The sequence below is a fragment of the Bradyrhizobium liaoningense genome (assembly GCF_018130955.1).
GTDB lineage: Bacteria > Pseudomonadota > Alphaproteobacteria > Rhizobiales > Xanthobacteraceae > Bradyrhizobium > Bradyrhizobium liaoningense_C.
In genome coordinates this window covers 35,415-55,592 of record NZ_JAFCJM010000003.1, presented here as the reverse complement: position 1 = coordinate 55,592, position 20,178 = coordinate 35,415, and the positions used below count along the sequence as shown (strand labels likewise).

Annotated in this window: 21 protein-coding genes; 8 read left to right on the top strand and 13 right to left on the bottom strand. The window is 63.1% G+C overall.

Annotated features, from left to right (window positions below; translation table 11 throughout):
- Positions 1-63 precede the first annotated feature (63 nt).
- The 5 genes from JQ632_RS03315 to JQ632_RS03295 are packed head-to-tail and all read left to right on the top strand — an operon-like array spanning position 64 to position 5,766.
- On the top strand, positions 64-870 hold the full coding sequence (locus tag JQ632_RS03315) for an alpha/beta fold hydrolase (RefSeq protein WP_212400851.1): 807 nt from the start codon (positions 64-66) through the stop codon (positions 868-870).
- Positions 867-2,156, top strand: a complete 1,290-nt coding sequence (locus JQ632_RS03310; protein WP_212400850.1) for an acyl-CoA dehydrogenase family protein — start codon at positions 867-869, stop codon at positions 2,154-2,156. The genes JQ632_RS03315 and JQ632_RS03310 overlap by 4 nt, the downstream gene beginning before the upstream one ends.
- A 2-nt stretch (positions 2,157-2,158) precedes the next feature.
- Positions 2,159-3,694, top strand: coding sequence for an AMP-binding protein (locus tag JQ632_RS03305; RefSeq protein WP_212400849.1), 1,536 nt, complete (start codon positions 2,159-2,161; stop codon positions 3,692-3,694).
- Positions 3,691-4,779: an NAD/NADP-dependent octopine/nopaline dehydrogenase family protein gene (locus tag JQ632_RS03300; RefSeq protein ID WP_212400848.1), complete on the top strand. Its 1,089-nt coding sequence runs from the start codon at positions 3,691-3,693 to the stop codon at positions 4,777-4,779. The genes JQ632_RS03305 and JQ632_RS03300 overlap by 4 nt, the downstream gene beginning before the upstream one ends.
- A 3-nt stretch (positions 4,780-4,782) precedes the next feature.
- The gene (locus JQ632_RS03295) at positions 4,783-5,766 is read left to right on the top strand and encodes a 3-hydroxybutyryl-CoA dehydrogenase (protein WP_212400847.1); all 984 of its coding nucleotides are present in this window, start codon (positions 4,783-4,785) and stop codon (positions 5,764-5,766) included.
- Here the strand turns inward: JQ632_RS03295 and JQ632_RS03290 are convergent.
- The 6 genes from JQ632_RS03290 to JQ632_RS03265 form a co-directional block, all read right to left on the bottom strand.
- Positions 5,763-6,809, bottom strand: coding sequence for a peptidase M29 (locus JQ632_RS03290; RefSeq protein ID WP_212400846.1), 1,047 nt, complete (start codon positions 6,807-6,809; stop codon positions 5,763-5,765). The two genes, JQ632_RS03295 and JQ632_RS03290, sit on opposite strands and share 4 nt — an antisense overlap.
- A 37-nt stretch (positions 6,810-6,846) precedes the next feature.
- The gene (locus tag JQ632_RS03285; protein WP_212400845.1) at positions 6,847-7,614 is read right to left on the bottom strand and encodes an ABC transporter permease; all 768 of its coding nucleotides are present in this window, start codon (positions 7,612-7,614) and stop codon (positions 6,847-6,849) included.
- Positions 7,611-8,396, bottom strand: coding sequence for an ABC transporter permease (locus JQ632_RS03280; protein ID WP_212400844.1), 786 nt, complete (start codon positions 8,394-8,396; stop codon positions 7,611-7,613). The genes JQ632_RS03285 and JQ632_RS03280 overlap by 4 nt, the downstream gene beginning before the upstream one ends.
- Complete coding sequence (locus tag JQ632_RS03275) at positions 8,393-9,238, bottom strand: ABC transporter ATP-binding protein (RefSeq protein WP_212400843.1); 846 nt, start codon at positions 9,236-9,238, stop codon at positions 8,393-8,395. The genes JQ632_RS03280 and JQ632_RS03275 overlap by 4 nt, the downstream gene beginning before the upstream one ends.
- A gap of 113 nt (positions 9,239-9,351) precedes the next feature.
- Entirely contained in the window at positions 9,352-11,046 is a 1,695-nt protein-coding gene (gene ilvD / locus JQ632_RS03270; RefSeq protein WP_212400842.1) for a dihydroxy-acid dehydratase, read from the bottom strand.
- Positions 11,047-11,121: 75 nt separating this feature from the next.
- The gene (locus tag JQ632_RS03265; RefSeq protein WP_212400841.1) at positions 11,122-12,108 is read right to left on the bottom strand and encodes an ABC transporter substrate-binding protein; all 987 of its coding nucleotides are present in this window, start codon (positions 12,106-12,108) and stop codon (positions 11,122-11,124) included.
- Positions 12,109-12,284: 176 nt separating this feature from the next.
- Here JQ632_RS03265 and JQ632_RS03260 point away from each other — a divergent pair, with 176 nt between their 5' ends.
- Entirely contained in the window at positions 12,285-13,193 is a 909-nt protein-coding gene (locus JQ632_RS03260; RefSeq protein ID WP_212400840.1) for an NAD(P)-dependent oxidoreductase, read from the top strand.
- An 11-nt stretch (positions 13,194-13,204) separates the two neighbouring features.
- Here the strand turns inward: JQ632_RS03260 and JQ632_RS03255 are convergent, their stop codons facing one another.
- From JQ632_RS03255 to JQ632_RS03225, 7 genes are all read right to left on the bottom strand, one after another.
- Positions 13,205-13,762: a flavin reductase family protein gene (locus JQ632_RS03255; protein ID WP_212400839.1), complete on the bottom strand. Its 558-nt coding sequence runs from the start codon at positions 13,760-13,762 to the stop codon at positions 13,205-13,207.
- 9 nt (positions 13,763-13,771) lie between these two features.
- Entirely contained in the window at positions 13,772-14,992 is a 1,221-nt protein-coding gene (locus JQ632_RS03250) for an acyl-CoA dehydrogenase family protein (RefSeq protein WP_212400838.1), read from the bottom strand.
- A gap of 63 nt (positions 14,993-15,055) precedes the next feature.
- Positions 15,056-15,703 (bottom strand): maleylacetoacetate isomerase, encoded by a 648-nt coding sequence (maiA, locus tag JQ632_RS03245; RefSeq protein WP_283817636.1) that lies wholly within the window; start codon positions 15,701-15,703, stop codon positions 15,056-15,058.
- Positions 15,704-15,754: 51 nt separating this feature from the next.
- Positions 15,755-17,011, bottom strand: coding sequence for a CaiB/BaiF CoA-transferase family protein (locus tag JQ632_RS03240; protein ID WP_212400836.1), 1,257 nt, complete (start codon positions 17,009-17,011; stop codon positions 15,755-15,757).
- 254 nt (positions 17,012-17,265) lie between these two features.
- Positions 17,266-17,631 (bottom strand): GNAT family N-acetyltransferase, encoded by a 366-nt coding sequence (locus JQ632_RS03235; RefSeq protein WP_312015562.1) that lies wholly within the window; start codon positions 17,629-17,631, stop codon positions 17,266-17,268.
- A 404-nt stretch (positions 17,632-18,035) separates the two neighbouring features.
- Positions 18,036-18,518 (bottom strand): MaoC family dehydratase, encoded by a 483-nt coding sequence (locus JQ632_RS03230; RefSeq protein ID WP_212400835.1) that lies wholly within the window; start codon positions 18,516-18,518, stop codon positions 18,036-18,038.
- Positions 18,519-18,772: 254 nt separating this feature from the next.
- Entirely contained in the window at positions 18,773-19,084 is a 312-nt protein-coding gene (locus tag JQ632_RS03225; protein ID WP_249151311.1) for a hypothetical protein, read from the bottom strand.
- 376 nt (positions 19,085-19,460) lie between these two features.
- Between JQ632_RS03225 and JQ632_RS03220 the strand changes: the two genes are divergently transcribed.
- Positions 19,461-19,646, top strand: coding sequence for a hypothetical protein (locus JQ632_RS03220; RefSeq protein WP_212400834.1), 186 nt, complete (start codon positions 19,461-19,463; stop codon positions 19,644-19,646).
- Between the two features lie 113 nt (positions 19,647-19,759).
- Entirely contained in the window at positions 19,760-20,086 is a 327-nt protein-coding gene (locus tag JQ632_RS03215) for a hypothetical protein (RefSeq protein ID WP_212400833.1), read from the top strand.
- The last annotated feature ends 92 nt before the right edge of the window (positions 20,087-20,178 follow it).

Sequence of the window (20,178 nt, the reverse complement as noted above, 5' to 3'; positions counted from 1 at the left end):
GGGCTGTTAGCATCGACCCTCCCAGCAAGAGGACACCGCGTGCCGGATCCGACGCCAACGACAATGAAGACCGGACCATTCGCCTTCGAAGCCGCAGGCGACCCCAAGGCACCACCGCTCTTGTTCCTGCACGGGATCGGCGGGGCGGCCCGGGCCTGGCGTCATCAACTCGCATATTTCGGCAACCACTTCCGCGCCACGGCGTGGGACATGCCGGGCTATGGCGGATCGGCGCCGTTGGCCAATGTCAGCATTGCTGCCCTGGCGGATGCGCTGCAGGAATTCCTGCAACAGACAACAACCGCAAAACCAATCCTGGTCGGACATTCGATCGGCGGCATGATCGTCCAGCAATGGCTGACCCGACACAAGACCGACGCGCATGCCGTGGTGCTGGCGCAGACCAGCCCGGCCTTCGGCAAGGCCGACGGCGACTGGCAAAAATCCTTCATCGCGGCGCGGCTTGGCCCGCTCGATCGCGGCGAGACGATGGCCTCGCTCGCACCCTCGCTGGTCAAGGAGCTCGTCGGCGATGATCCCGATGCCGACGGCATGGCGCTCGCGCGCGATTGCATGGCCAGTGTTCCCGCGGCAAGCTATCGCGCGATGATGCTGGCGCTGATCGGATTCGACCAGCGCAACGCGCTCAAAGACATCGCCGTGCCGACGCTCCTCCTGTCCGGATCGAAGGATAATAACGCGCCTGCCCCGATGATGGCAAAGATGGCGGGCTATGTCCCCGCGGCCCGCTATGTCGAGCTTGCGGGCGTCGGCCATCTCGCCAATCTCGAGCGCCCCGACGCCTTCAATGAGGCCTTGAGCGGCTTCCTCAACTCCGTTGCGCCCACAACGGCGACGAATGCGCCATGACGATGCAGGTCAGCAAAAGCATGAATTCTCCCGACAAGATTGCGCTGGACGCGCCGATCTTCGATCCATCAGCGTTCCGCCTCGGCGACGAACAGGCGGCGATCATCGCGCGCGCACGCGAGATCGGCCAGACCGTTTTCGCCGCCCGCGCGGCGGCCTACGATCGCGACGCAACGTTTCCGACTGAAAACTACCGCGATCTGCATCGCATCGGCCTGCTTGGCATCGCGATTCCCAAAGCGCAGGGCGGGCTCGGCGCCGGCTATCAGACCTACGCGCTGGCGGCGGCCGAGATCGGCCGCTATTGCGGCGCGACCGCACTGACCTGGAACATGCACGTCTGCTCGACCTTGTGGACGGGCCCGCTTGCGGACGATCTCGACATGGACACCGCGATGCGCGCCGAGCACGAGACGCGGCGCGCGATCCACTACAAGCGCATCGTCGAGGACGGCGCGATCTATTCCCAGCCCTTTTCGGAAGGCGGCGCCGCGGCCGCCGGCGGCGTTGCCTTCGGCACGGAAGCAAAGCCGGTCAAGGGCGGCTGGATCATCAACGGCAAGAAGATTTTTGCATCGCTCTCCGGACACGCCGACTACTACGGCGTGCTCTGCACGGAGGTCGAGGAAGGCGCCAAGGCCTCGCGCCGCAACACCCTTTACCTGGCTATTCCTGCCAAGTCGGACGGTGTATCTGTGGTGGGGGATTGGGATCCGCTGGGGATGCGGGGCACGGTGTCGCGCACGCTCCTGTTCAAGGACGTGTTCGTGCCCGAGGACGCGGCGCTGATGCCGCGCGGCGTCTACTTCCAGGCGGCGCTACGCTGGCCGCACATGTTCCTGACGCTGTCGCCGACCTATATGGGCCTCGCGCAGGCGGCCTATGATTTCACCGTACGTTACTTGCGCGGTGAGGTGCCGGGCACGCCGCCGGTCAAGCGCCGGATGTATCCGACCAAGCAGATCGCGGTTGCGCAGATGCAGGTCAAGCTGGAGCAGATCAAGGCGATCTGGTTCCAGGCCATCACCGAAGCGCGCGCCAATCCCAGCAAGGAGCAGGTGCTGCGCGCTTATGCGGCACAATATTCCGTCATGGAGGGTGCGAACGAGCTTGCCGCGCTCGCGATCCGCACCTGCGGCGGACAAGCCATGCTGAAATCGCTGCCCCTGGAGCGCATCTATCGCGACAGCCGCTGCGGTTCGCTGATGCTGCCCTGGACGGCCGAGCTTTGCCTCGACCGCATCGGCCGCGATGCGCTGTACGAGCCCGGCGAAACGGACGACTAGCGGTGGACCTCTCCAGCCTGATCGATCGCAACGCGGCGTTTGCGCCAGACAAGGCGGCCCTGCGCTTCGAAGGCGCGAGCCTGAGCTATGCGGCCCTTGCCGCCCGGATCGAGCAGACCGCGGCTGCACTGAAGAGCGAGCTCGGCGTCGGCCGCGGCGATCGCGTGGCGATCCTGAGCCTGAACCGGCCGGACTATCTGGTGCTGCTCTATGCGTGCGCGCGCCTCGGCGCCATGCTGGTGCCGCTGAATTGGCGGCTCGCGGTCGCCGAGCAGATCTTCATTCTGTCCGATGCAAGCGTCAAACTGCTCGTGCTCGAGCAGGCCTTTGCTGGCGTAATCCCCGAGCTCGCGCGGAGCCTGCCGGGCACTTCCGTCGTCGGCCTCGACTTCGCGCCGCCGCATGGTCTCGCCTTCGACGCCCTTCTGGCGCGCGGGACTGGCGCTGGCCGCAATCCGCATATCGATCTCTCCTGCCCGCTGCTGATCGTCTACACGTCAGGCACGACGGGCCGGCCCAAGGGCGCGGTGCTGCGGCAGGAGGCGCTGTTCTGGAATGGCGTCATGAGCCAGCACATGCACGACCTCACATCTAGCGATCATGTGCTGACGGTGCTGCCGTTCTTCCACGTCGGCGGGCTCAACATCCAGACCACGCCGGCGCTGCAGATCGGGGCCACCGTCACGGTCCTGGCCCGCTTTGCGCCCGACGCGGCCTTGGCCTGCATCGAACGCGACCGTCCGACGCTGACCGTGCTCGTGCCGGCGACGATCCAGGCCATGAGCGATCACCCAGCCTGGACCACCACAGACCTCTCGTCGTTGAAGGCCATCGCAACGGGATCGACGATCGTGCCGCCGCCGCTGATCCAGCGGTTCGTCGACCGCGGCGTCCCCGTGCTCCAGGTCTATGGTTCAACGGAGACCAGCCCGATAGCGATCTACACCCGGTTCGGCGCGGACCTGTCGCGGCTGGAATCGACCGGCCTTGCCGGCCTGTGCTGCGAAGCCAAGGTGATCGACGATGCGGGTGTCGAGGTGCCGACGGACACGCCCGGCGAAATCGCCGTCCGCGGTCCAAACGTATTCTTCGAATATTGGGGGAATGAAAGCGCGACCCGCGAAGCGCTCAGGGATGGCTGGTATCGCACCGGCGACATCGGCCTTTGCGATGCCGAGGGCTACTTCTGGGTCCGTGACCGCAAGAAGAACATGATCATCTCCGGCGGAGAGAACATTTATCCGGCCGAGGTCGAGCGCGTCCTGCTGGAGCATCCCGATGTCAGCGAATGCGCGGTGATCGGCCGCGCCGATCCTCGTTGGGACGAGGTTCCCATCGCCTATGTCATCCGACGACAGGGGTGCAGGATCGAGGCAGATGAACTCAAGCACCATCTTCAGGCGCAGCTCGCGCGCTTCAAGGTCCCGCGCGACATCGTCTTCGTCACCGATCTGCCGCGCACCGCGCTGGGCAAGGTCCAGCATTTCCTGGTGAAGCAGATCGACGCACAATCGCGCACGCAAGGAGAGGTCTCTTGAAGATTGCGGTTCTTGGTGGCGGCAACGGTTCGTTCGCGGCCGCCGGTGACTTTGCGCTCGCCCGGCATGAGGTTCGGTTGTGGCGACGGGATGCGGACCAGGTTGCCGCTCATCGTGCCGCCGGCTCGCGCATTCTCGTGAAGGATCACGCCGGCAAGCACGACGTGAAGCTTGCGTTGGTTACGACCGATATGGCCGAGGCGGTTGCGGGCGCCGAGCTGATCCTCTGCCCCGCCCCGGCTTTTGCGCAGCCCGACATTGCGCGGCTGCTTGCGCCGCACCTCGCGGATGGGCAGGTCGTGTTCCTGCCGCCGGCGACTTTTGGCTCGATGATCTTTGCGATGGCCATGCGCGATGCAGGCAACCGCGCAAAAGCGTGCTTTGCCGAGACCGGCACCCTGCCCTGGCTGACCCGCAAGCACGGACCGTTCGAAGTCGCCATCACGATCCGCGCCAAGCGACTGCCGGTCGGCGTGTTTCCGCTGAGCGCGGCGCCGCACGCGTTGGAGGTAATCGGCCGCGCGTTTCCGAACGCCATTGAACCGTGTGGAGACGCGCTCTCCGGCGCACTGATGAACGCCGGTTGCATCATCCATCCGCCCCTTATCGTCATGAACGCCGGACCGATCGAGCATTTTGAGCGGTGGGACATCCACAAGGAAGGGACACAGGCCGCGATCCGCAGGGTCACAGACGCGCTCGACGCGGAACGCATCGCGGTGCGCGAGCGGCTGGGCTACGGCGCGCCGCATTTTCCGCTGGCCGATCACTACGCCAAGGAAGGCGAGATCTGGATGTACGGCCGCGGCTCGCACGACCGTCTCACCGATTCCGGTGACTGGCGCGAACAGCTCGTGCTCAGGGAGCATCGCTATATGCGGGAAGATCTGCGCCTCGGCCTGTCGCTGCTGGTCTCGGTGGCCGAGCTGGCCGATGTTTCAACGCCGCTCGCAAGGGCGTTTCTCGCCATCGGCGGCGCAATCTGCGGCGAGGACTTTTTGCGCGGAGGCCGCACGCTCGCAACGCTAGGACTGGGTGACCTGAAGAAGGCGGAGCTTCAGACAGTGCTGCGTGAGGGATTTTGAGCGATGACGACACGACCACTCATCGCCTGTCTCGGCGCCGGCCGCATGGGCCGCGGCATCGCGGTCGCGTTCGCCTATGCCGGGCATCCCGTGACGATGATCGACGTCAAGAACCGGTCGGCGGAGGATTTTGCCAAGCTCGAGGCCGACGCGCTGGGAGAGGTGCGGACGACCCTGGCGACGCTCGCACGTCTGGGATTGCTCACGGAAGCCGACGCTAGCACCGTGATGGCACGCGTCGCGGTCGTGCCCGCCGCCGAACATGACGCGGCCCTGTCACGCGCCGACCTGGTCTTCGAGGGGGTTCCTGAGATCGTCGATCTCAAGCGCGAGGTGCTGGCCGCGGCCTCAAGGCAGGTCAGCCGGGACACCATCATCGCGTCCACGACATCGACGATCCTGGTGGACGATCTCTCCGGCGCAATCGAGCATCGCGAACGCTTCCTCAACGTGCACTGGCTCAACCCGGCCTATCTGATCCCGCTGGTGGAGGTTTCTCCGGGAGCCGCGACCGATCCGGCGGCTGTCGAGAGGGTCAAGGGGCTCTTGGAGGGAATCGGCAAGGTGCCCGTGGTGTGCGCCGCCACACCCGGCTTCATCGTACCGCGCATCCAGGCGCTCGCCATGAACGAGGCGGCGCGCATGGTCGAGGAAGGTGTCGCGAGCGCTGAGGAGATCGACAAGGCGATCCGCTACGGATTCGGCTTCCGCTACGCAGTGCTGGGGCTGCTCGAATTCATCGACTGGGGCGGCGGTGACATTCTGTACTATGCCAGCCGCTATCTCGAAGGCGCGCTCGGCAGCGATCGCTACCGTTCGCCGGACGTGATCGCACGCAACATGCATGAGGGCCGGATCGGCCTGCGCACCGGCGCAGGCTTCCTCGACTATTCCGGTCTCGACGTCGAGGCCTATCGCGAACAGCGCCTCAAGGCGATGGTGGACATGCTCAGGCACTTTGGCCTGGCACGGCCACCCGTACTTTAGCCAAACACGTCCTGAAGCACGCCTTCACGCACAACCGCGACGCCATCCAGCTCGATGGTCGTACCCATCATCGGAAGGTCGAAATGACCTGCGGTGTAGCGGCCGGCAAACTCATTGGCCCCGGTGGAGAACAGGAAGTTGCCGGACACGGCGCGGAGCTCGGTGCCGTTGGTGTCACGCTGGTCATACATCGACAACGCCTCGTAGCGCGCCCCCGGATTCATGCCGAAGCCGACATGCGACACCGCATAGGCCTCGCGATCGCCCCAGGCGGCGAGATAGGCGCGCATCATCGCGGCATCGGTGCCCTCGCCCTCCAGCTCCACGACGTAGTCGTTCTTGAGTGTCATCTTCACCGGTGAAGACAGGTAGCGCTTGAACGTCAGGTTGATGTCGCCGGGTGCCATCACCAGCGTGCCGTTGATGGTTCCGCTCTTGGGGAAGCTCACGACGATCCCGCCCGGCCAGTGGGCCAGCGTTCCCGGCTTGTCGGTCCATCCCCACACGCCGACCGTCGATGCGCCGACCATATCGACGTCGAGCGCCGTGCCCGCCTTCGATGTCACGCGCATCCGCTTGGTTCCCCTCAACATCTTGGCAGCCGCGCGAACCCGCTTCTCCAGCGCCGGATCCGGCAACATGCGCTCGAGCGCTTCGGGATGCTCGTTGGAGATCACCTGTATGCGGGCGCCTGCCTTGAGAATCTCCGGCGTCTCCTTGGCGTGCATCAGGCCCTCGATGGTGCAGTCGACGACGAAACCCGCTTGCTGAAGCGCCGTCACGACCGGTCCCAATCCCTGGATCGCTTCGCTCGCGCCGGTGGACCGAACCGGCACGATGTGCCGGTTGCGCGGGGTCGGCAGAACCACGTGAAAGGGACGCGCGCCCATGCGCAACAGGGCGAGCTCTGCGATGTGAACGTTCAGCGCGCGCGACTGGGTTTCGGACAGGATCGCCGCGGTATCGCCGGCCTTGACGGCACACCTTTCAAAGATCTCGCAGAAGGCGTCGATCCATTTCGCTTCAATGCGATCCGCCAGCATGGTTCACTCCCGCTTCTTGGTCTCTTACCTAGTCAGCTTACGCTTCCGGGAAGCCGCGCAACAGGTAGGAGCGCACGGCTTGCAGCAGGCCGTTCAGGATCAGTCCCAGCAACGAGATCGTGATCAGCGGCACGAACATGTCAACCGCTTGAAAAGTGCGCGCCGCCGTGACGAGCATGTGACCGAGACCGTCGGTCGACGTGATCATCTCGGCCAGGAACACCACGATGCAGGAGATGACAAGCCCGATCCGGCAGCCGGTCAGGATCGACGGCATCGCAGCGGGCAAGACGACCTTGAACAGGATCTCGCGCCGCGGCGTTCCCGCCGCCATTGCCGACCAGATTAGTTTTTGCTCGACCGTTGACGCGCCGTAATATGTCGACAGAAGAATTGGAAACAGCGCGTCGGCGGTGACCAGCAAAATCTTCGATTCGTGGCCGAAGCCGACCAGAAGCAGCAGTGCAGGATAGAGCGCAACCTTCGGAAGCGGTGCGAGCACCCGCACGATCGGCCGCACAACGGCATTGAATGCCGGGTTGGCGGCCGCAGCGATGCCTATGCTTACGCCCAGCACGACCGCGATCAAGAACCCGCCGAACAGCCGGATCAGCGTCGCGGCGATTTCGTGGTGAAATGTGGTGGTGGTGAGTTGCTGCAGCAGACGGATAAACACAAGGCCCGGCGGGGGCAGCAAGACCACCGGCGCGACCCCGAACGATACGAGGCCCTGCCATAGCGCAATCACGAGCGCGATCGGCACCAGGCCAAGCAGGATGTCTCCAGTGATTGCGCTCGTCTTCATGAGAAGCTCACGGGCATGTCGAACTGGGGTTCGGACCAGCGCACCAGCCGCGCGCGGATCCGCTCGAACGCCGCGTCGAGGCAGATGCCCATCGCTCCCACGACGATGATCATGGCGAAGACGGTATCGTACTGGCCCATATCCAGCGCATTGAAGAGGATGTTCCCCGCACCCGATTGTCGCGCGATCATCTCGCTGGTGACCATCGTGATCAGTGCCAGCACCAGACCTGTACGGCAGCCGGTCAGGATCTCCGGCAAGGCCGCCGGCAGCACGATCCGGACAAGGCGCTGGGCCGCCGAGAGCCCCATTGCCGCGCCGGACCAGAGCATCTTCTCCTCGACCGCCTTGGCGCCCTCAAAACTGTGATAGATCACCGGCAGGCTGACGCCGAGAAAGATGACGAGCGTCTTCGAGACGTCGCCGACGCCGAGCCACAGCATGATGATCGGCATCAGTGCGGCCTTCGGCACCGGATAGATAACCATCAGCAGCGGATTGAAGAAGGCTGCCACCGCCCGGCTGCGTCCCATCATCAAACCAAGGGGAATTGAGACGGCGATGGCGAGCGCAAAGCCGATCGCCATGCGGCGGAGCGACGCCAAAATGTTGATCAGGGCGTCCTTGTCACCCAGGATCGAAGGGACGGCCCTGATAGCCTCGATCGCGGTCGGAAAGCTGTCATTCTTCAGCGCGAGCGAAGCGACCTGCCACACCGCGAGCAGGCCGATGCAGGCCAGCACCGGCGCGACACGCTTGAGCAGGGCCGATGACGACATCATGCGCCCGGTCCCGCTTCATCGCCGTCATCGAACATGCGCTCGATGCCGACGACATATTTCTGATAGCGCGGGTCGAGCAGCAGCTCGGTGCGCCGCCGCGGCCGCGGCAGATCGATATCGATGACCTGACGAATGCGACCCGGCGACCGGGACATCATCACGACCTTGTCCGAAAGAAAGACGGCTTCCTCCACCGAGTGGGTCACAAAGAGCACGGTCTTCCGGTCACGTTCCCAGATGTTGAGGAGATCGTTTTGCAGGCGCGTCCGGGTATGGGCATCGAGCGCACCGAAGGGCTCGTCCATCAACAGGACTTCCGGATGGTAGGCGAGTGTCCGCGCCAGCGCGACGCGCTGCTTCATGCCGCCTGATAGTTCCTTCGGGTAGAAGTTTTCGTATCCTTTAAGGCCGACCATCTCGATCAAGGCCCGGCTCTGCGCTTCGGCGTCTGCGGCGCGCACGCCCTGCTGGCGCGGTCCATACATCACGTTGCCGAGCACGCTCTTCCACGGAAACAGCGCGAACTCCTGGAAGACAGGACCGCGATCGGGGCCCGGACCGGCGATCGACTTGCCCTTCATTCGTGCCGAGCCACTGGTTGGGCTGACAAAACCGCCGACGATATAGAGGAGAGTCGATTTGCCGCAACCGGACGGCCCGAGGATGGATACGAAGGCGCCATCCTCGATCGTGAGCGAGATGTCCGAGAGCGCCAGGTGATCCTTGCGCGCCGACGTTTGAAATACCTGCGAGACATGGTCGATCTCGATCATCGCTGACGACGGCTTGCGCGTCGGCACGGCGTCAGGAGTTTCGCTCGACCTTGAAGGCACGACCTTCATTCTCTCTCCCGACTCATCCGCCAACATTCCGTGCCGTTCCCTGAATCCACGCAACTAACAGTGCGAGCTTAGCAAGAAACCTGCCAGACGCGCGTCGTTGCCCGCACGACCGTTCAGCCGAACCACGGCCACTCTGCCGGGCCTTCATGCGTCACAGCCCCGCCCGGCGCTTGGCCAACGAGTCGCGCGTACTTTGCAAGCGCCCCGGCGCGGTGTCGTGGCGGACGTGGCTTCCAGTCGCGTCGTCGCGCGGCAAGTTGATCTTCGTCGACCAGTAAATCAAGCCGCCGGTTGCCGGCGTCAATCCGGATCCTGTCGCCATCGCGCACGAGCGCGAGCGGGCCGCCAACGAAAGCCTCCGGCGATACGTAGCCTATGCACATGCCGCGCGTTGCTCCCGAGAAGCGTCCGTCCGTGATCAGCGCGACCTTCTCGCCCATACCCTGGCCATAGATGAGCGCCGTCACGCCGAGCATCTCGCGCATGCCGGGACCGCCGACCGGTCCTTCATTGCGGATGATGAGGACTTCGCCGGCTTGATAGCTCCGGTTTCGGACAGCCTCGACGCAAGCCTCTTCGTCTTCAAACACGCGCGCCGGCCCCTCGAAGGACAGCCTCTTGAGACCCGCGACCTTGATCACGGCTCCATCAGGGCAGAGGCTGCCTTTGAGCACGGCGACGCCGCCGTCCGACATGATCGGCTTGTGCGTGGAGTAGATGATCTCACCATCCGGCGCATTCGCGCTGCCGTATTCTTCTGCCAATGTTCGGCCGGTGACCGCCAGGCAGCTTCCGTCGACATGCCCGCTCTGAATCAATTCGCGGATGACGACCGCAGCACCGCCGATATCGTAGACGTCCTTGGCGGTGTATTTGCCGCCGGGCCGCAAATTTCCGATCAGGGGCGTCCGCGCAAAGACCTCGCCGACATCGTCGATGGTGAAGGAAATGCCGGCCTCGTTGGCCATCGCAGGCAAGTGCAGCGCCGCATTGGTTGAACCACCCGTCGCAGCCACGATCGCCGCGCCATTTTCAAGCGCCTTGCGCGTCACGATGTCGCGCGGCAGCGGGCCGCCGCGTTCGAGCATCTCCATGACCAGCCGCCCCGCCCGGCGTGAAGCCTGCGCGCGTTCGGCATAGACACCGGGGATCATGGATACGTTGGGAATGGTCAGCCCCATTGCCTCCGAAACCATTCCCATCGTGTTCGCCGTGAACTGGCCGGCACATGCACCGATGGTCGGCAGGCAGCTTCGTTCGATGCGTTCGAGTGTCGCACCGTCGATCTCGCCGGTCATGAAGCCACCGACGGCTTCATAGGAGTCGAGCACGGTCAGCGTTCGACCGTCGAGGCGACCGGGCAGCGCACTGCCGCCATAGATGAAGATCGACGGCACATTGCAGCGGATCATCCCCATCATTACGCCGGGCAGCGTCTTGTCGCAGCCGCCGAACCCGATCAGCGCGTCATAGGCGAGACCATGGACCACGGCCTCGATGGAGTCGGCGATCAACTCGCGCGAAAACAGGGAGAATTTCATCCCCTCGTGATTCATGCTGATGCCGTCGGAAACAGAGATGGTCGCGAATTCACGTGGCGTCCCGCCGGCCTCCTCGATCCCGGCCTTGGCGGCATCCACCTGAAAGTCATGCGTCATGTTGCAGGGCGTCTGCTCGCCCTTCATGCTGACGACGCCGACCATCGGTTTGGCGATGGCTTCATCGTCGAGCCCCATTGCGCGCATGAACGCGCGGTGAGGTGCCCGGTCGAGGCCGTCGGTCGTCACCCGTGATCGCAACTTTTTCATGCGTGCATCATCTTGGTCCGACGCCCGCAAGTCGGGGCGCCGCAGCTTCTTGATCCAGCCGGCCCTGGCGTCGGCTTATTGTATCGGCGCAACGATGGTCGGATGTTTGAATTGCGCAACATCGAGCTTCGGCAGCATCCCCGTCTCCGCGTAGATGTCGAGCATCTTCTGGATCGCAGGGAAATTCGGAGCGGCACCCGGATCGCGGCCGAAGTCGTTGTCCTTGAGCAGATATGTCTCGAGCACCGGAACGGGCGCCTTCAGCACTTCCGAGACCACCTTCAGCGTCTCTTCACGGTTGGCCAGCGCCTTCTTCATGCCCGAAGTGATGTCGCGCACATAGGCTTTCACCAGCTCGGGGTTCTTGTCGACGAAGTCTGCGCGGCAGGCTTCAAGGATATGCACGATGTTCGGCATGGCTTGCGACAACGAGAACAGCTTGCGGGTGCCTCCCTTGGCCTCGGCGCGCGCCGCAAAGGGCTGGTTCATGTTGACCGCATCGACCCGGCCCTGCCGCAGCGCGTCCTCGGACACGGCAAAACCGACTTCAACGAGCTTGATGTCCTTTGCCGGATCGATGCCGTTCTGCTTGAGCAGCATGTTGAACGGTCCCTGTGTGCCGCCGCCGATCACGGAGATGCCAACGGTCTTGCCTTTGAGATCGGCGATCGTCTTGATCGGCGAGTCCTCCATCACGGCCCAATAGACGGAGAAGCCGCCGGGCTTCTCGAACACGTGCTGGGCCACAATATAGGCCTTGAGATTGCCGCCGACCACGCCATTGGACAATGACAGCGGTGCTTGCGTCGCGCAGTCCAGCGCGCCTGCGGCAAGCGCCTGCGTCATCGGGGCTGTGCCCTGAAACTGGGTCCATTCGATGTTGTAGGTCTTGCCGAGATCGGGAAACTCGGCCGGCCTCTTCATCATCCAGTATTTGGACTCCTCAGCCGGAATGGTCCAGCCGACTCGGATTGTCTGCTGTGCCTGTGATGGGCTCGTGCTCGCGATGGCCGCCGTCAATGCCCCGAATGCCAGGATCCACTTCGAAACCGTCCGCATCATGCCGCTCCACTGCCTCGGCGCCAACCGGCGCCACCCAACCCGACCTGGGTCAAATGTTTCATGGTTCAAACAACGAGGCAAGACGGGCAAAACGTCCCAAAATTCTCGATCAGGCCCGACTTTGTGCTAAGGCGACCATGCGCTTGGCATCGCGCGGCGACAGAAGGAGACGACCTATGGCTGAATCCGCCGGAGCTCACCCGCATCCGGCCGAGAAGCTCGGCTATCTCGGCCTTGGGTTGATGGGCGCACCCATGAGCCGGCGGCTGCTGAGGGCCGGGCATGACGTGACGGTCTGGAACCGTTCTCCTGCAAAGACGGCCGTATTGGTCGAGGCTGGCGCGAAGGGCGCCGCGGCGCCGCGCGATGTCGCAGCATGTGCGACGATCATCTTCATGTGTGTGACGGATGCTGCGGCCGTAGAAGAAGTCGTTTTCGGTGCGGATGGACTCACGGCGGAAACCGAGCCCGGAAAGCTCGTGGTCGACTTCTCCTCGATCCACCCTGACGCAGCGCGCGACATTGCTGCGCGACTGAAGGCCGCAAATGGGATGGGATGGATCGATGCACCGGTCTCGGGCGGGACCAAGGGTGCCGAGGACGGTACGCTCGCGGTGATGGCGGGGGGAAATGCGGCCGACGTCGAACGGGTGAGGCCCTACGTCCTCGCCATGGCGCGCCGGCTCACACATATGGGCCCGACCGGCGCCGGTCAGACCACAAAACTCTGCAACCAGGTGATCGTGGGTTGCGCGATGGCCGTGTTGGCCGAAGCGACTCGGCTCGCCGTGAACGCCGGCATCGATGCAAATCGTCTGCCGGAAGCGCTCGCCGGCGGTTTTGCCGATTCCATTCCCCTGCAGCTCTTCGTCCCGCGCATGGTGCAGGGCATTCACTCGCCGCCGCTTGGTCACATTGCAACGATGCTCAAGGATCTCGATACGGTTGCCGACGTCGCACGGGCGACATCGACTCCGGTGCCGATGGCGTCGCTCGCCGGACAACTTTTCAGATTGGCGAAGGCTGCCCGCGGCGCGGATGCTGACGCACTCGAGCTCTACAAGCTCTCGACCGAGACTCGTTGAACTCGTCGCAGCTACTTAGCGTCAGACGATTTGTCGGGCATGAAGCGCCCATAGCTGCCACGCGCGAAAAGCAGCGGCTCCTGCCGGTTGTAGGAATAGGCCTCGACGGCGCCAAGAAAGATCACGTGATCGCCGCCATAGTACCGGTTGACGGACCGGCACTGAAAATTGGCCACGCAATCTACAAGGATCGGTGCGTTGCCGAGGCCCGGCTTCCAATCGACACCGGCAAACTTGTCGTCGGATGATTTCGCGAACGTGTTGGCAAGCGCCTGTTGGGACGCGCCTAGTATGTTTACGACGAAGTGGCTCGCATTCTGAAACACGGTGAGCGTCGACGAATAGACCCCGAGACTCCAGAGAACGAGCGGTGGATTGAGAGACACCGAGGCAAAGGAATTGCACGTCAGGCCAAAAGCCTTTCCGTCCGGAGCCGCAGCCGTGATGATCGTTACCCCGGTTGCAAAAGAGCCGAGGGCATTGCGGAAATCGCGGGGATCGATCGACGAAGAGTCACTCGCAAATTCGTTGGCAGGGTCAGGAGCAGCCGGCTGCTTGGGTTCATTCATCGGCCGGTCTCACAGCGTCAAATTCTCGGATGGCAAGTCAAGCGCCACCCGGCCATAATTCGTTCCCGCGGCATCGAAGCTGAACGCGAGATGCGAGTTGATCGCGTGAGCGTCGCGGAACTGTCGCTGCAGCACTCCCGTCGTGAACAAACCACGCGCGCCGCTCGCCGAAAACAACATCGAGACCGCCTCGGTGCAGAGATTGACCGAAAACGCCCCATCGCGCCGATACTTGGTCTTGGTCGCCATGCTCGGAATATGACCACGGCGCGCGTCATCCATGGCCTCGATGCAGGCCGAGCGCATGATCAGCCGCGCGGCGTCGATCTTTGCGGAGGCCTCGGCAATCTTGATCTGCGTGCTCTGGAAGTCGCTGAGCTTGGCGCGGTTGTAGGTCGAGATGCGATGCCGCACGACCTCGACATAGTCGTCGAGGCACGCTTGCGCATTGCCCAGCGCCACGCCGGAGAGCACGAAGGGAAACAGGGAGAACACCGGCAGCGCATAAAGCGGATTGGGATTCGCCGCGCTTCCGGGTGTTGGACCGCCGGCAAGATCGCCCACGGACACAGTCATGTGGTCGGCGACGAAGGCGTCCCTGACCTCGACATCGCCTGAGCCGGTCCCGCGCAGGCCGGCGACGTTCCAAGTGTCCAGGATCTTGTAGTCGTTCTTGGGAAGCAGGAAGATGCGATACTCGATCCCATCGGCATCGTCCTCCGAGGCGACGACGCTGGCCAGCATGTTCCATTCGCAGGATGCAACCCCCGACGAGAACGGCCAGCTTCCGTGCAGCCGATAGCCGCCCTCCACCTTCCTGGCGCGACCGGCCGGGAAGATGAAGGATGATGCGATCAGGGTGTTGGGATCCTTGCCCCATACCAGCTCCTGCGCCTTCTGCCCGAACATGCCGAGCATCCAGTGATGGCTCGCCAGATTGGCAAAATTCCAGGCCACCGAGGCGTCGGCCTGCCCGAGGAGATCTGCGCAGTCGATCAACGCAACGTAGTCGAACTCCGAGCCTCCGAACCGCTTGGGTTGGAGAATTCTGAACAGGCCGGATTCGTGTAGGTCGCGCTCGGTTTCAGGTGGCAGGCGCCGGAGCTCTTCGGTCCGCGCTGCACGCTCCCGCAGTTGCGGTACGAGCGCCCTACTCCCGGCGACCATCGCCGCGTAGGCCCGGTCACCCGATCCCTGACTCGTCCCTGGTTTTTGACCGCCAGCCGTCATCTGACTTCCTCGCATCCCCAGTGTTATGCGACTGGAACCCCAGCAAATCAAGCGAAGCAGACCTTACCGCGCCCGGTATCCCGGCTGTTCGAAAGGATGCGACGTCGCGAAGGCCGGGAGCGAAAAGCAGTGCTCAGCGAGCCGTGCAACGGTCGGGAAAGGGGTGAGATCCAGCTTGAGGAAATGCGCTCCGACGACCTGCCCCGCAATGCAGATATCCGCGATCCCCGGCTCCGCCCCCAGAACAAAGGGGGTGGACTGACGCTTGGCCAGGAGACGCTCGTAAGTCGCCAGTCCTTCCGTGGCCCAATGCGTGGCCCATTTTTCGATCGCTGCGTTGTCGGCCCCGAACTGGGCTGAGAGGTGGTTGCGAACGCGTGGCGTGACCAGCGGATGGGAGTCGGCAACCGTCATCAGGGCCAGCGCCCGCACATAGGCGCGATCGGCAGGGTCAGACGGCAGCAACCGCGGCTCCGGCTTGATGTCGTCGAGATACTCGAGGATCGCCAGCGACTGAAAAATCCGGCGGCCATCATGGATCAGGGTCGGAACGACGCGTTCGGTATTCACAGCGTCGTAGTCCGGCTTGAACTGCTCCCCGGAGAGGATGTCGACCGAGGTCTCCTCGAACGACAGTCCCTTGAGCTTCAAGGCAACGCGCACGCGGAAGGATGCAAGCGAACGCCAGAACCCGTAGAGTTGTATGCTCATCGCCTCGCTTTGGTGCACTCTGTGTGGGCGCCGACGCCCGTTCCTTCGGCCCTAGTCGGCCTGCTTGCCGAAGACGCCCTTCCCGGCAAGCTCCGCGATCCTACTGTCATCATACCCCAGCGCCTGCTTCAACACATCCTTGGTGTGCTCACCCAACAGCGGTGCCGCGATGGGGTCGATCGCTGGCGTCTGGCCCATCGTAACGGGCGGTTCGATGTTCGGGACCCACCCCGCCGTTGGGTGCGGAATGCGGTTCAGCCGCCCTCGCTCGGTGGCCTCCGGTGCGCCAAAGCCTTCTTCCACGGTACGGAGATAGCCGACAGGAATGTTGGCAAGCTTCATCTTCGCCATCCAATTTTCGAGACGATCGCCGGCAAAGACTTCGGCAATCGCGGCGCGCAGCTTCTCCTTGTTCTCGGACCGCGCCTTTCGGGTCGCAAATTGAGGATCGGTGATGAGGTCGGGCCGGTTCAAAACTTCCACCACGAGGCGGCGGTAAAGCCGGTCATTGGCACAGGCCATGTAGAGCGGCCCGTCGGATGCTTCGTAGACGCCGACGGTGGGAGACCCACTCGGCGAATTGCCGAATCGGCCGGGATTTTGACCGTTGATCAGATAGGCCATGCCATAGAAGCCGGTCATACCCATGGCAACGTCGAACAGTGCGACTTCGACGTGCTGTCCTCGACCGATCCGGTCGCGTGCGAGCAGCGCAAGCAGGATCGCGTTGCAGGCCGACATGCCGGTCGCCATATCGACGATGGGCGGCCCGGTCCGCACCGGTGGACCATCGGGAAACCCGTTCAACGACATGAAGCCGCTTTCGGCCTGGGTAATCGGATCGAAGCCGGGACGGGAGGCAAACGGCCCGCTCCGGCCATAGGCCGAGATCGAGCAATAGACCAGTCGCGGATTGCTCGGTGCGACCGACTCGTAGTCGAGCCCGAACTTCTTCATGACGCCGCTCGAAAAATTCTCGACCACCACGTCCGCCTTCTGGATCAGCTCTCGCGCCACGTCGCGCGCCTCCGGGACGGCGAGATCCAGCACCATGCCGCGCTTGTTGCGATTCAAGCTGAGATAGGCCGCACTTTCGCCTCCGATCTCGGCATGCTCATAAGCACGAGTATCGTCGCCGCCGTCGGGGTTCTCGATCTTGATGATCTCGGCGCCGAAGTCGCCGAGCGTTTGCGTGCACGCCGGTCCGGCCACCACGCGCGTGAAATCGACGACCAGCAGCCCGTCGAGAGCCGTGCCCTGCTTCCTGGCGCCGGGCTGGCGCTCCGGCAATTGCGGGATGACTGGCATAGGCGGGCACTCCCTGGCATCGGCTTCTCTCCGCCGATTTTCTTGCATCTGCGAACTTTTAAACGCGGCCTTAGCCGATCCGCAAGGGCCGCGTCCGGCCCGAGCCACCTCGCCCGTGGCAGACCAGCCATCAAGAGCGGAGTCACTTCACGCAAAAAAGAACCCGACAGCCGTCAGGCTGCTGGGCACTTAGGGAGTCCCAAGACGCTGGAAGCTTAGTCACCCACCAGCCATTCCGCCCGGCGGAAGAAGGGCTATTTTCCCAGCAAGCATTTTCGCCAGTACAGCGAGTTTGGCCAGGCCCATGGCGCTTCGGGCGCATACAGCTCATAGCCGGCCTTGATGAAATTATTCGCTGACGCAACATTGGCGGTGGTGTCGGAGATGATGCTGCGCCAACCGGTCCGACGTCCATGCGACTCGATTGCCCGCATCAGCCTCAACTGCAACGCCCTGCCCCGATGGCTTCTAAGCACGCCAACCCGACAAAAATAACCGGCGTTGCGAGCGCGCGTCGCCGGCACGACGCCGGCGAATGCCACGGGCTCCGCGCCGTCATAGGCAAGCCACCATGCTCCACGGGAGAACCGGAAGGACCGCACCGCCAAGGAACGTCGCATGATGGAGATCGGCGAGCGTCTCGGCGATGTCCTCGTCGTCCGCATCAGCGCCTCCTTCGAGAACAAGAGTGCGGCAGATCGCGGACGAGCGCGATCGTTTCGGGCGCGAACCCTATCCTCTTCCCGAGGGCCGCAGCGGCGCCGGCCTTAAGGCCGCGCCGCGGGCCGCCACGTTCGCGCGTGGGCGGCCAATAACGGAGCTGCGTGCAAGCGCAGCTCGGACAGCGGCGCGCTGATCGGCGCTCAATGAACGCGTGTCAACGAGGGCGAGGCCGCGATGCGCCGCCGCCGTCCGATTTCAGATATCGAAACGAAAAAACCCGCCGCGGATTTCTCCGTGCGGGTGGACCGACGCTTGTTTCGATGATGGCAATATACACCCGATTTGCCCGACGGGTCAAGCTCTATTTCTCTATTTCCGAATTTTTCTCCTCAAGCCCTGCCGGTCGACGCGCAACGAGGACGCTACCGACGCATTGCAACGCAATTTCGCGCTTTTGATTGCGAAGATAGATCTGGTTGCGCATAACACCCCTGTCCGGGCTCGACTTCGACTCGCGCTTCTCCAGAACGGTCACTTCAAGGCTGAGTTCGTCTCCTGGACGCACCGGGGTCGGCAGCCTGAGTTCGTCCCAGCCGAGGCCAGCGAGAACACGGAGCGAATAAGGCTGCGTCTTGCTCAACAAGGAAATGAGTATCGCAAAAGTGTGCGCGCCTGAGGCCGTCAGTCCCGCAAAGACCGATCGTGCAGCAGCCTCCTCATCGATATGGAAGGGCTGCGGGTCGTACTTTTGCGCAAACTGAATGATCTCGTCTTTCGAAACGAGGTACGGACCTGCCGTGCGCAAATGTCCGACCTCAGCATCCTCGAAATACAGTCGGGTCATCAATGCCCCTCCAACCGCATTGGACTGACGGACTGTAGCCTTCGCATCGCTCGAAGTCAGCAGGTCACTCCTGGCCAAATCGCACAACCGATCCGGCCAGCACATCAAAAAACCCGCGGCGGATGTCTCCACGCGGGTTGATCGATGCTTGTCTCAATGATGCCAATATACAGGCGATTTGCCCGACGCGTCAAGCCCTATTTCATAAATTCCGAACTCTTCCGATCGACCTCTGTTCGAGATACGTTTTCCGCCTAGCCGGCCGACAGAAGCGGCTCGTGAGGCAGGCGAACCGGCGCTGTGCCATCCGGCGCATTCGCCTCTTCCGCGAGCTTCCTCTCGATATAGGCGGTCACCGTTTCCGCGAACGAGCGCTGCACGCCGACCACGACGGCATGCTGATCCCATGCGTCCTGCTGCAGGAGACGCAGGCCGCTTTCGCGCTGGCTTCCTTCCGTCACCTCGACGTAGTCATCGATGGCGCACTCGGCCACGGGAATGGCACTGGGATCTCCAGCGGAGATCAGCCGGCGCAACAGGCGCTGGCAATTGTCGAATCCTCGCATGGTCAGGCATTACCCGCGCGACGATTTCGGCTTGGGCTGCCGGATGGGCTGGGTGTGCGTGCCGAAAAGCGCAAGCAGAAGCGCGATCTCTTCTTTCGAGCCGACCTGGATCATGAATATCTCCTTCTCGACCTGTTGGTCGCCCCCAGCGGCGGCGGAGTTCAGAACGATCTGGTTTCAGGCGTGTTTCAGGCGTGTTTCGTCACCCGCAGGGCCCTTCGGATTGCTCCGGAGGCCTGCACCGCCAACTTTAATAAAATCGTACAAACCGAATTTGGCGGAATGAAATCTCCGCCTGCTCAACTCCGCTTGACATCGATGCCGGGCGACGACGCCACGCGGCGATCGCCCGGCGAGAGGACAAGGAGCCGGACCGATGTACTTCGTCGCCGCCGCACTGCTGGTGCTGTCGGGACTGTTCTACTCCGCGAGCCATCACGAGATCGGCTCGTTCGGCGTGACCATGTGCACCTATGGTAGCGCCTTCTGCGAAAACCCGATGATCGTCTTTGCCGGCGCGGGCCTTGCCGCCGCCTGGGGTATGTTCGTCAGCATCAGATAGGCGCCCCCGCCTGCGACGCCTGCATCCCCTGACAATCCGCCGACGCCTTTTAGCGAAGTCTTATTGTGTTCGCCTTTAGGTAGCAGGCGGCTTCGATGCGAGGGGTGATCACAATGAAGCTGGGGATCACCTTCTGCAACGTAAAAATCAAATCGGTCGCCAATCCCGATCAGGCGCCAATCGCTCATGAGTCCTTCATGTTGTTTGCAAAGCGTTGGGGTGAGGCCCTCGTGCCGGTACGCTCGACGAAGGACCGTACCGCAGTCTCGATCTCTTACGCTGCCGAAACCGAGCTCTGGAACCGCACGCTGTCGTTCATGCTCCCGGCGGGCCTCATTGCCCTGTTCGGTCTCGGCTCGCTTGCCCTGTTCCTGAGATCGGACATGACGACGATCACGTCGGACGATGTGAATGATTTCTTCTGGTTGATTAGACCGTGACGTTTTCTAGACCTGTTGGCTGGACATGTTGAAGCGCCATATCGTTCTTGCACTTGTTGTCCTCGGAATAGCTTGGGTTGTGATCCGACAAT

Coding starts and splice junctions, on each gene's coding strand:
- JQ632_RS03240 (WP_212400836.1), bottom strand. CDS start 17,011: ATGCCAGTCATCCCGCAATTGCCGGAGCGCCAGCCCGGCGCCAGGAAG.
- JQ632_RS03295 (WP_212400847.1), top strand. CDS start 4,783: ATGACGACACGACCACTCATCGCCTGTCTCGGCGCCGGCCGCATGGGC.
- JQ632_RS03310 (WP_212400850.1), top strand. CDS start 867: ATGACGATGCAGGTCAGCAAAAGCATGAATTCTCCCGACAAGATTGCG.
- JQ632_RS03255 (WP_212400839.1), bottom strand. CDS start 13,762: ATGAATGAACCCAAGCAGCCGGCTGCTCCTGACCCTGCCAACGAATTT.
- JQ632_RS03290 (WP_212400846.1), bottom strand. CDS start 6,809: ATGCTGGCGGATCGCATTGAAGCGAAATGGATCGACGCCTTCTGCGAG.
- JQ632_RS03275 (WP_212400843.1), bottom strand. CDS start 9,238: ATGAAGGTCGTGCCTTCAAGGTCGAGCGAAACTCCTGACGCCGTGCCG.
- JQ632_RS03315 (WP_212400851.1), top strand. CDS start 64: ATGAAGACCGGACCATTCGCCTTCGAAGCCGCAGGCGACCCCAAGGCA.
- maiA (WP_283817636.1), bottom strand. CDS start 15,703: ATGAGCATACAACTCTACGGGTTCTGGCGTTCGCTTGCATCCTTCCGC.
- JQ632_RS03265 (WP_212400841.1), bottom strand. CDS start 12,108: ATGATGCGGACGGTTTCGAAGTGGATCCTGGCATTCGGGGCATTGACG.
- JQ632_RS03215 (WP_212400833.1), top strand. CDS start 19,760: ATGAAGCTGGGGATCACCTTCTGCAACGTAAAAATCAAATCGGTCGCC.
- JQ632_RS03280 (WP_212400844.1), bottom strand. CDS start 8,396: ATGATGTCGTCATCGGCCCTGCTCAAGCGTGTCGCGCCGGTGCTGGCC.
- JQ632_RS03285 (WP_212400845.1), bottom strand. CDS start 7,614: ATGAAGACGAGCGCAATCACTGGAGACATCCTGCTTGGCCTGGTGCCG.
- JQ632_RS03225 (WP_249151311.1), bottom strand. CDS start 19,084: ATGCGAGGATTCGACAATTGCCAGCGCCTGTTGCGCCGGCTGATCTCC.
- JQ632_RS03220 (WP_212400834.1), top strand. CDS start 19,461: ATGTACTTCGTCGCCGCCGCACTGCTGGTGCTGTCGGGACTGTTCTAC.
- ilvD (WP_212400842.1), bottom strand. CDS start 11,046: ATGAAAAAGTTGCGATCACGGGTGACGACCGACGGCCTCGACCGGGCA.
- JQ632_RS03235 (WP_312015562.1), bottom strand. CDS start 17,631: ATGCGACGTTCCTTGGCGGTGCGGTCCTTCCGGTTCTCCCGTGGAGCA.
- JQ632_RS03260 (WP_212400840.1), top strand. CDS start 12,285: ATGGCTGAATCCGCCGGAGCTCACCCGCATCCGGCCGAGAAGCTCGGC.
- JQ632_RS03250 (WP_212400838.1), bottom strand. CDS start 14,992: ATGACGGCTGGCGGTCAAAAACCAGGGACGAGTCAGGGATCGGGTGAC.
- JQ632_RS03230 (WP_212400835.1), bottom strand. CDS start 18,518: ATGACCCGACTGTATTTCGAGGATGCTGAGGTCGGACATTTGCGCACG.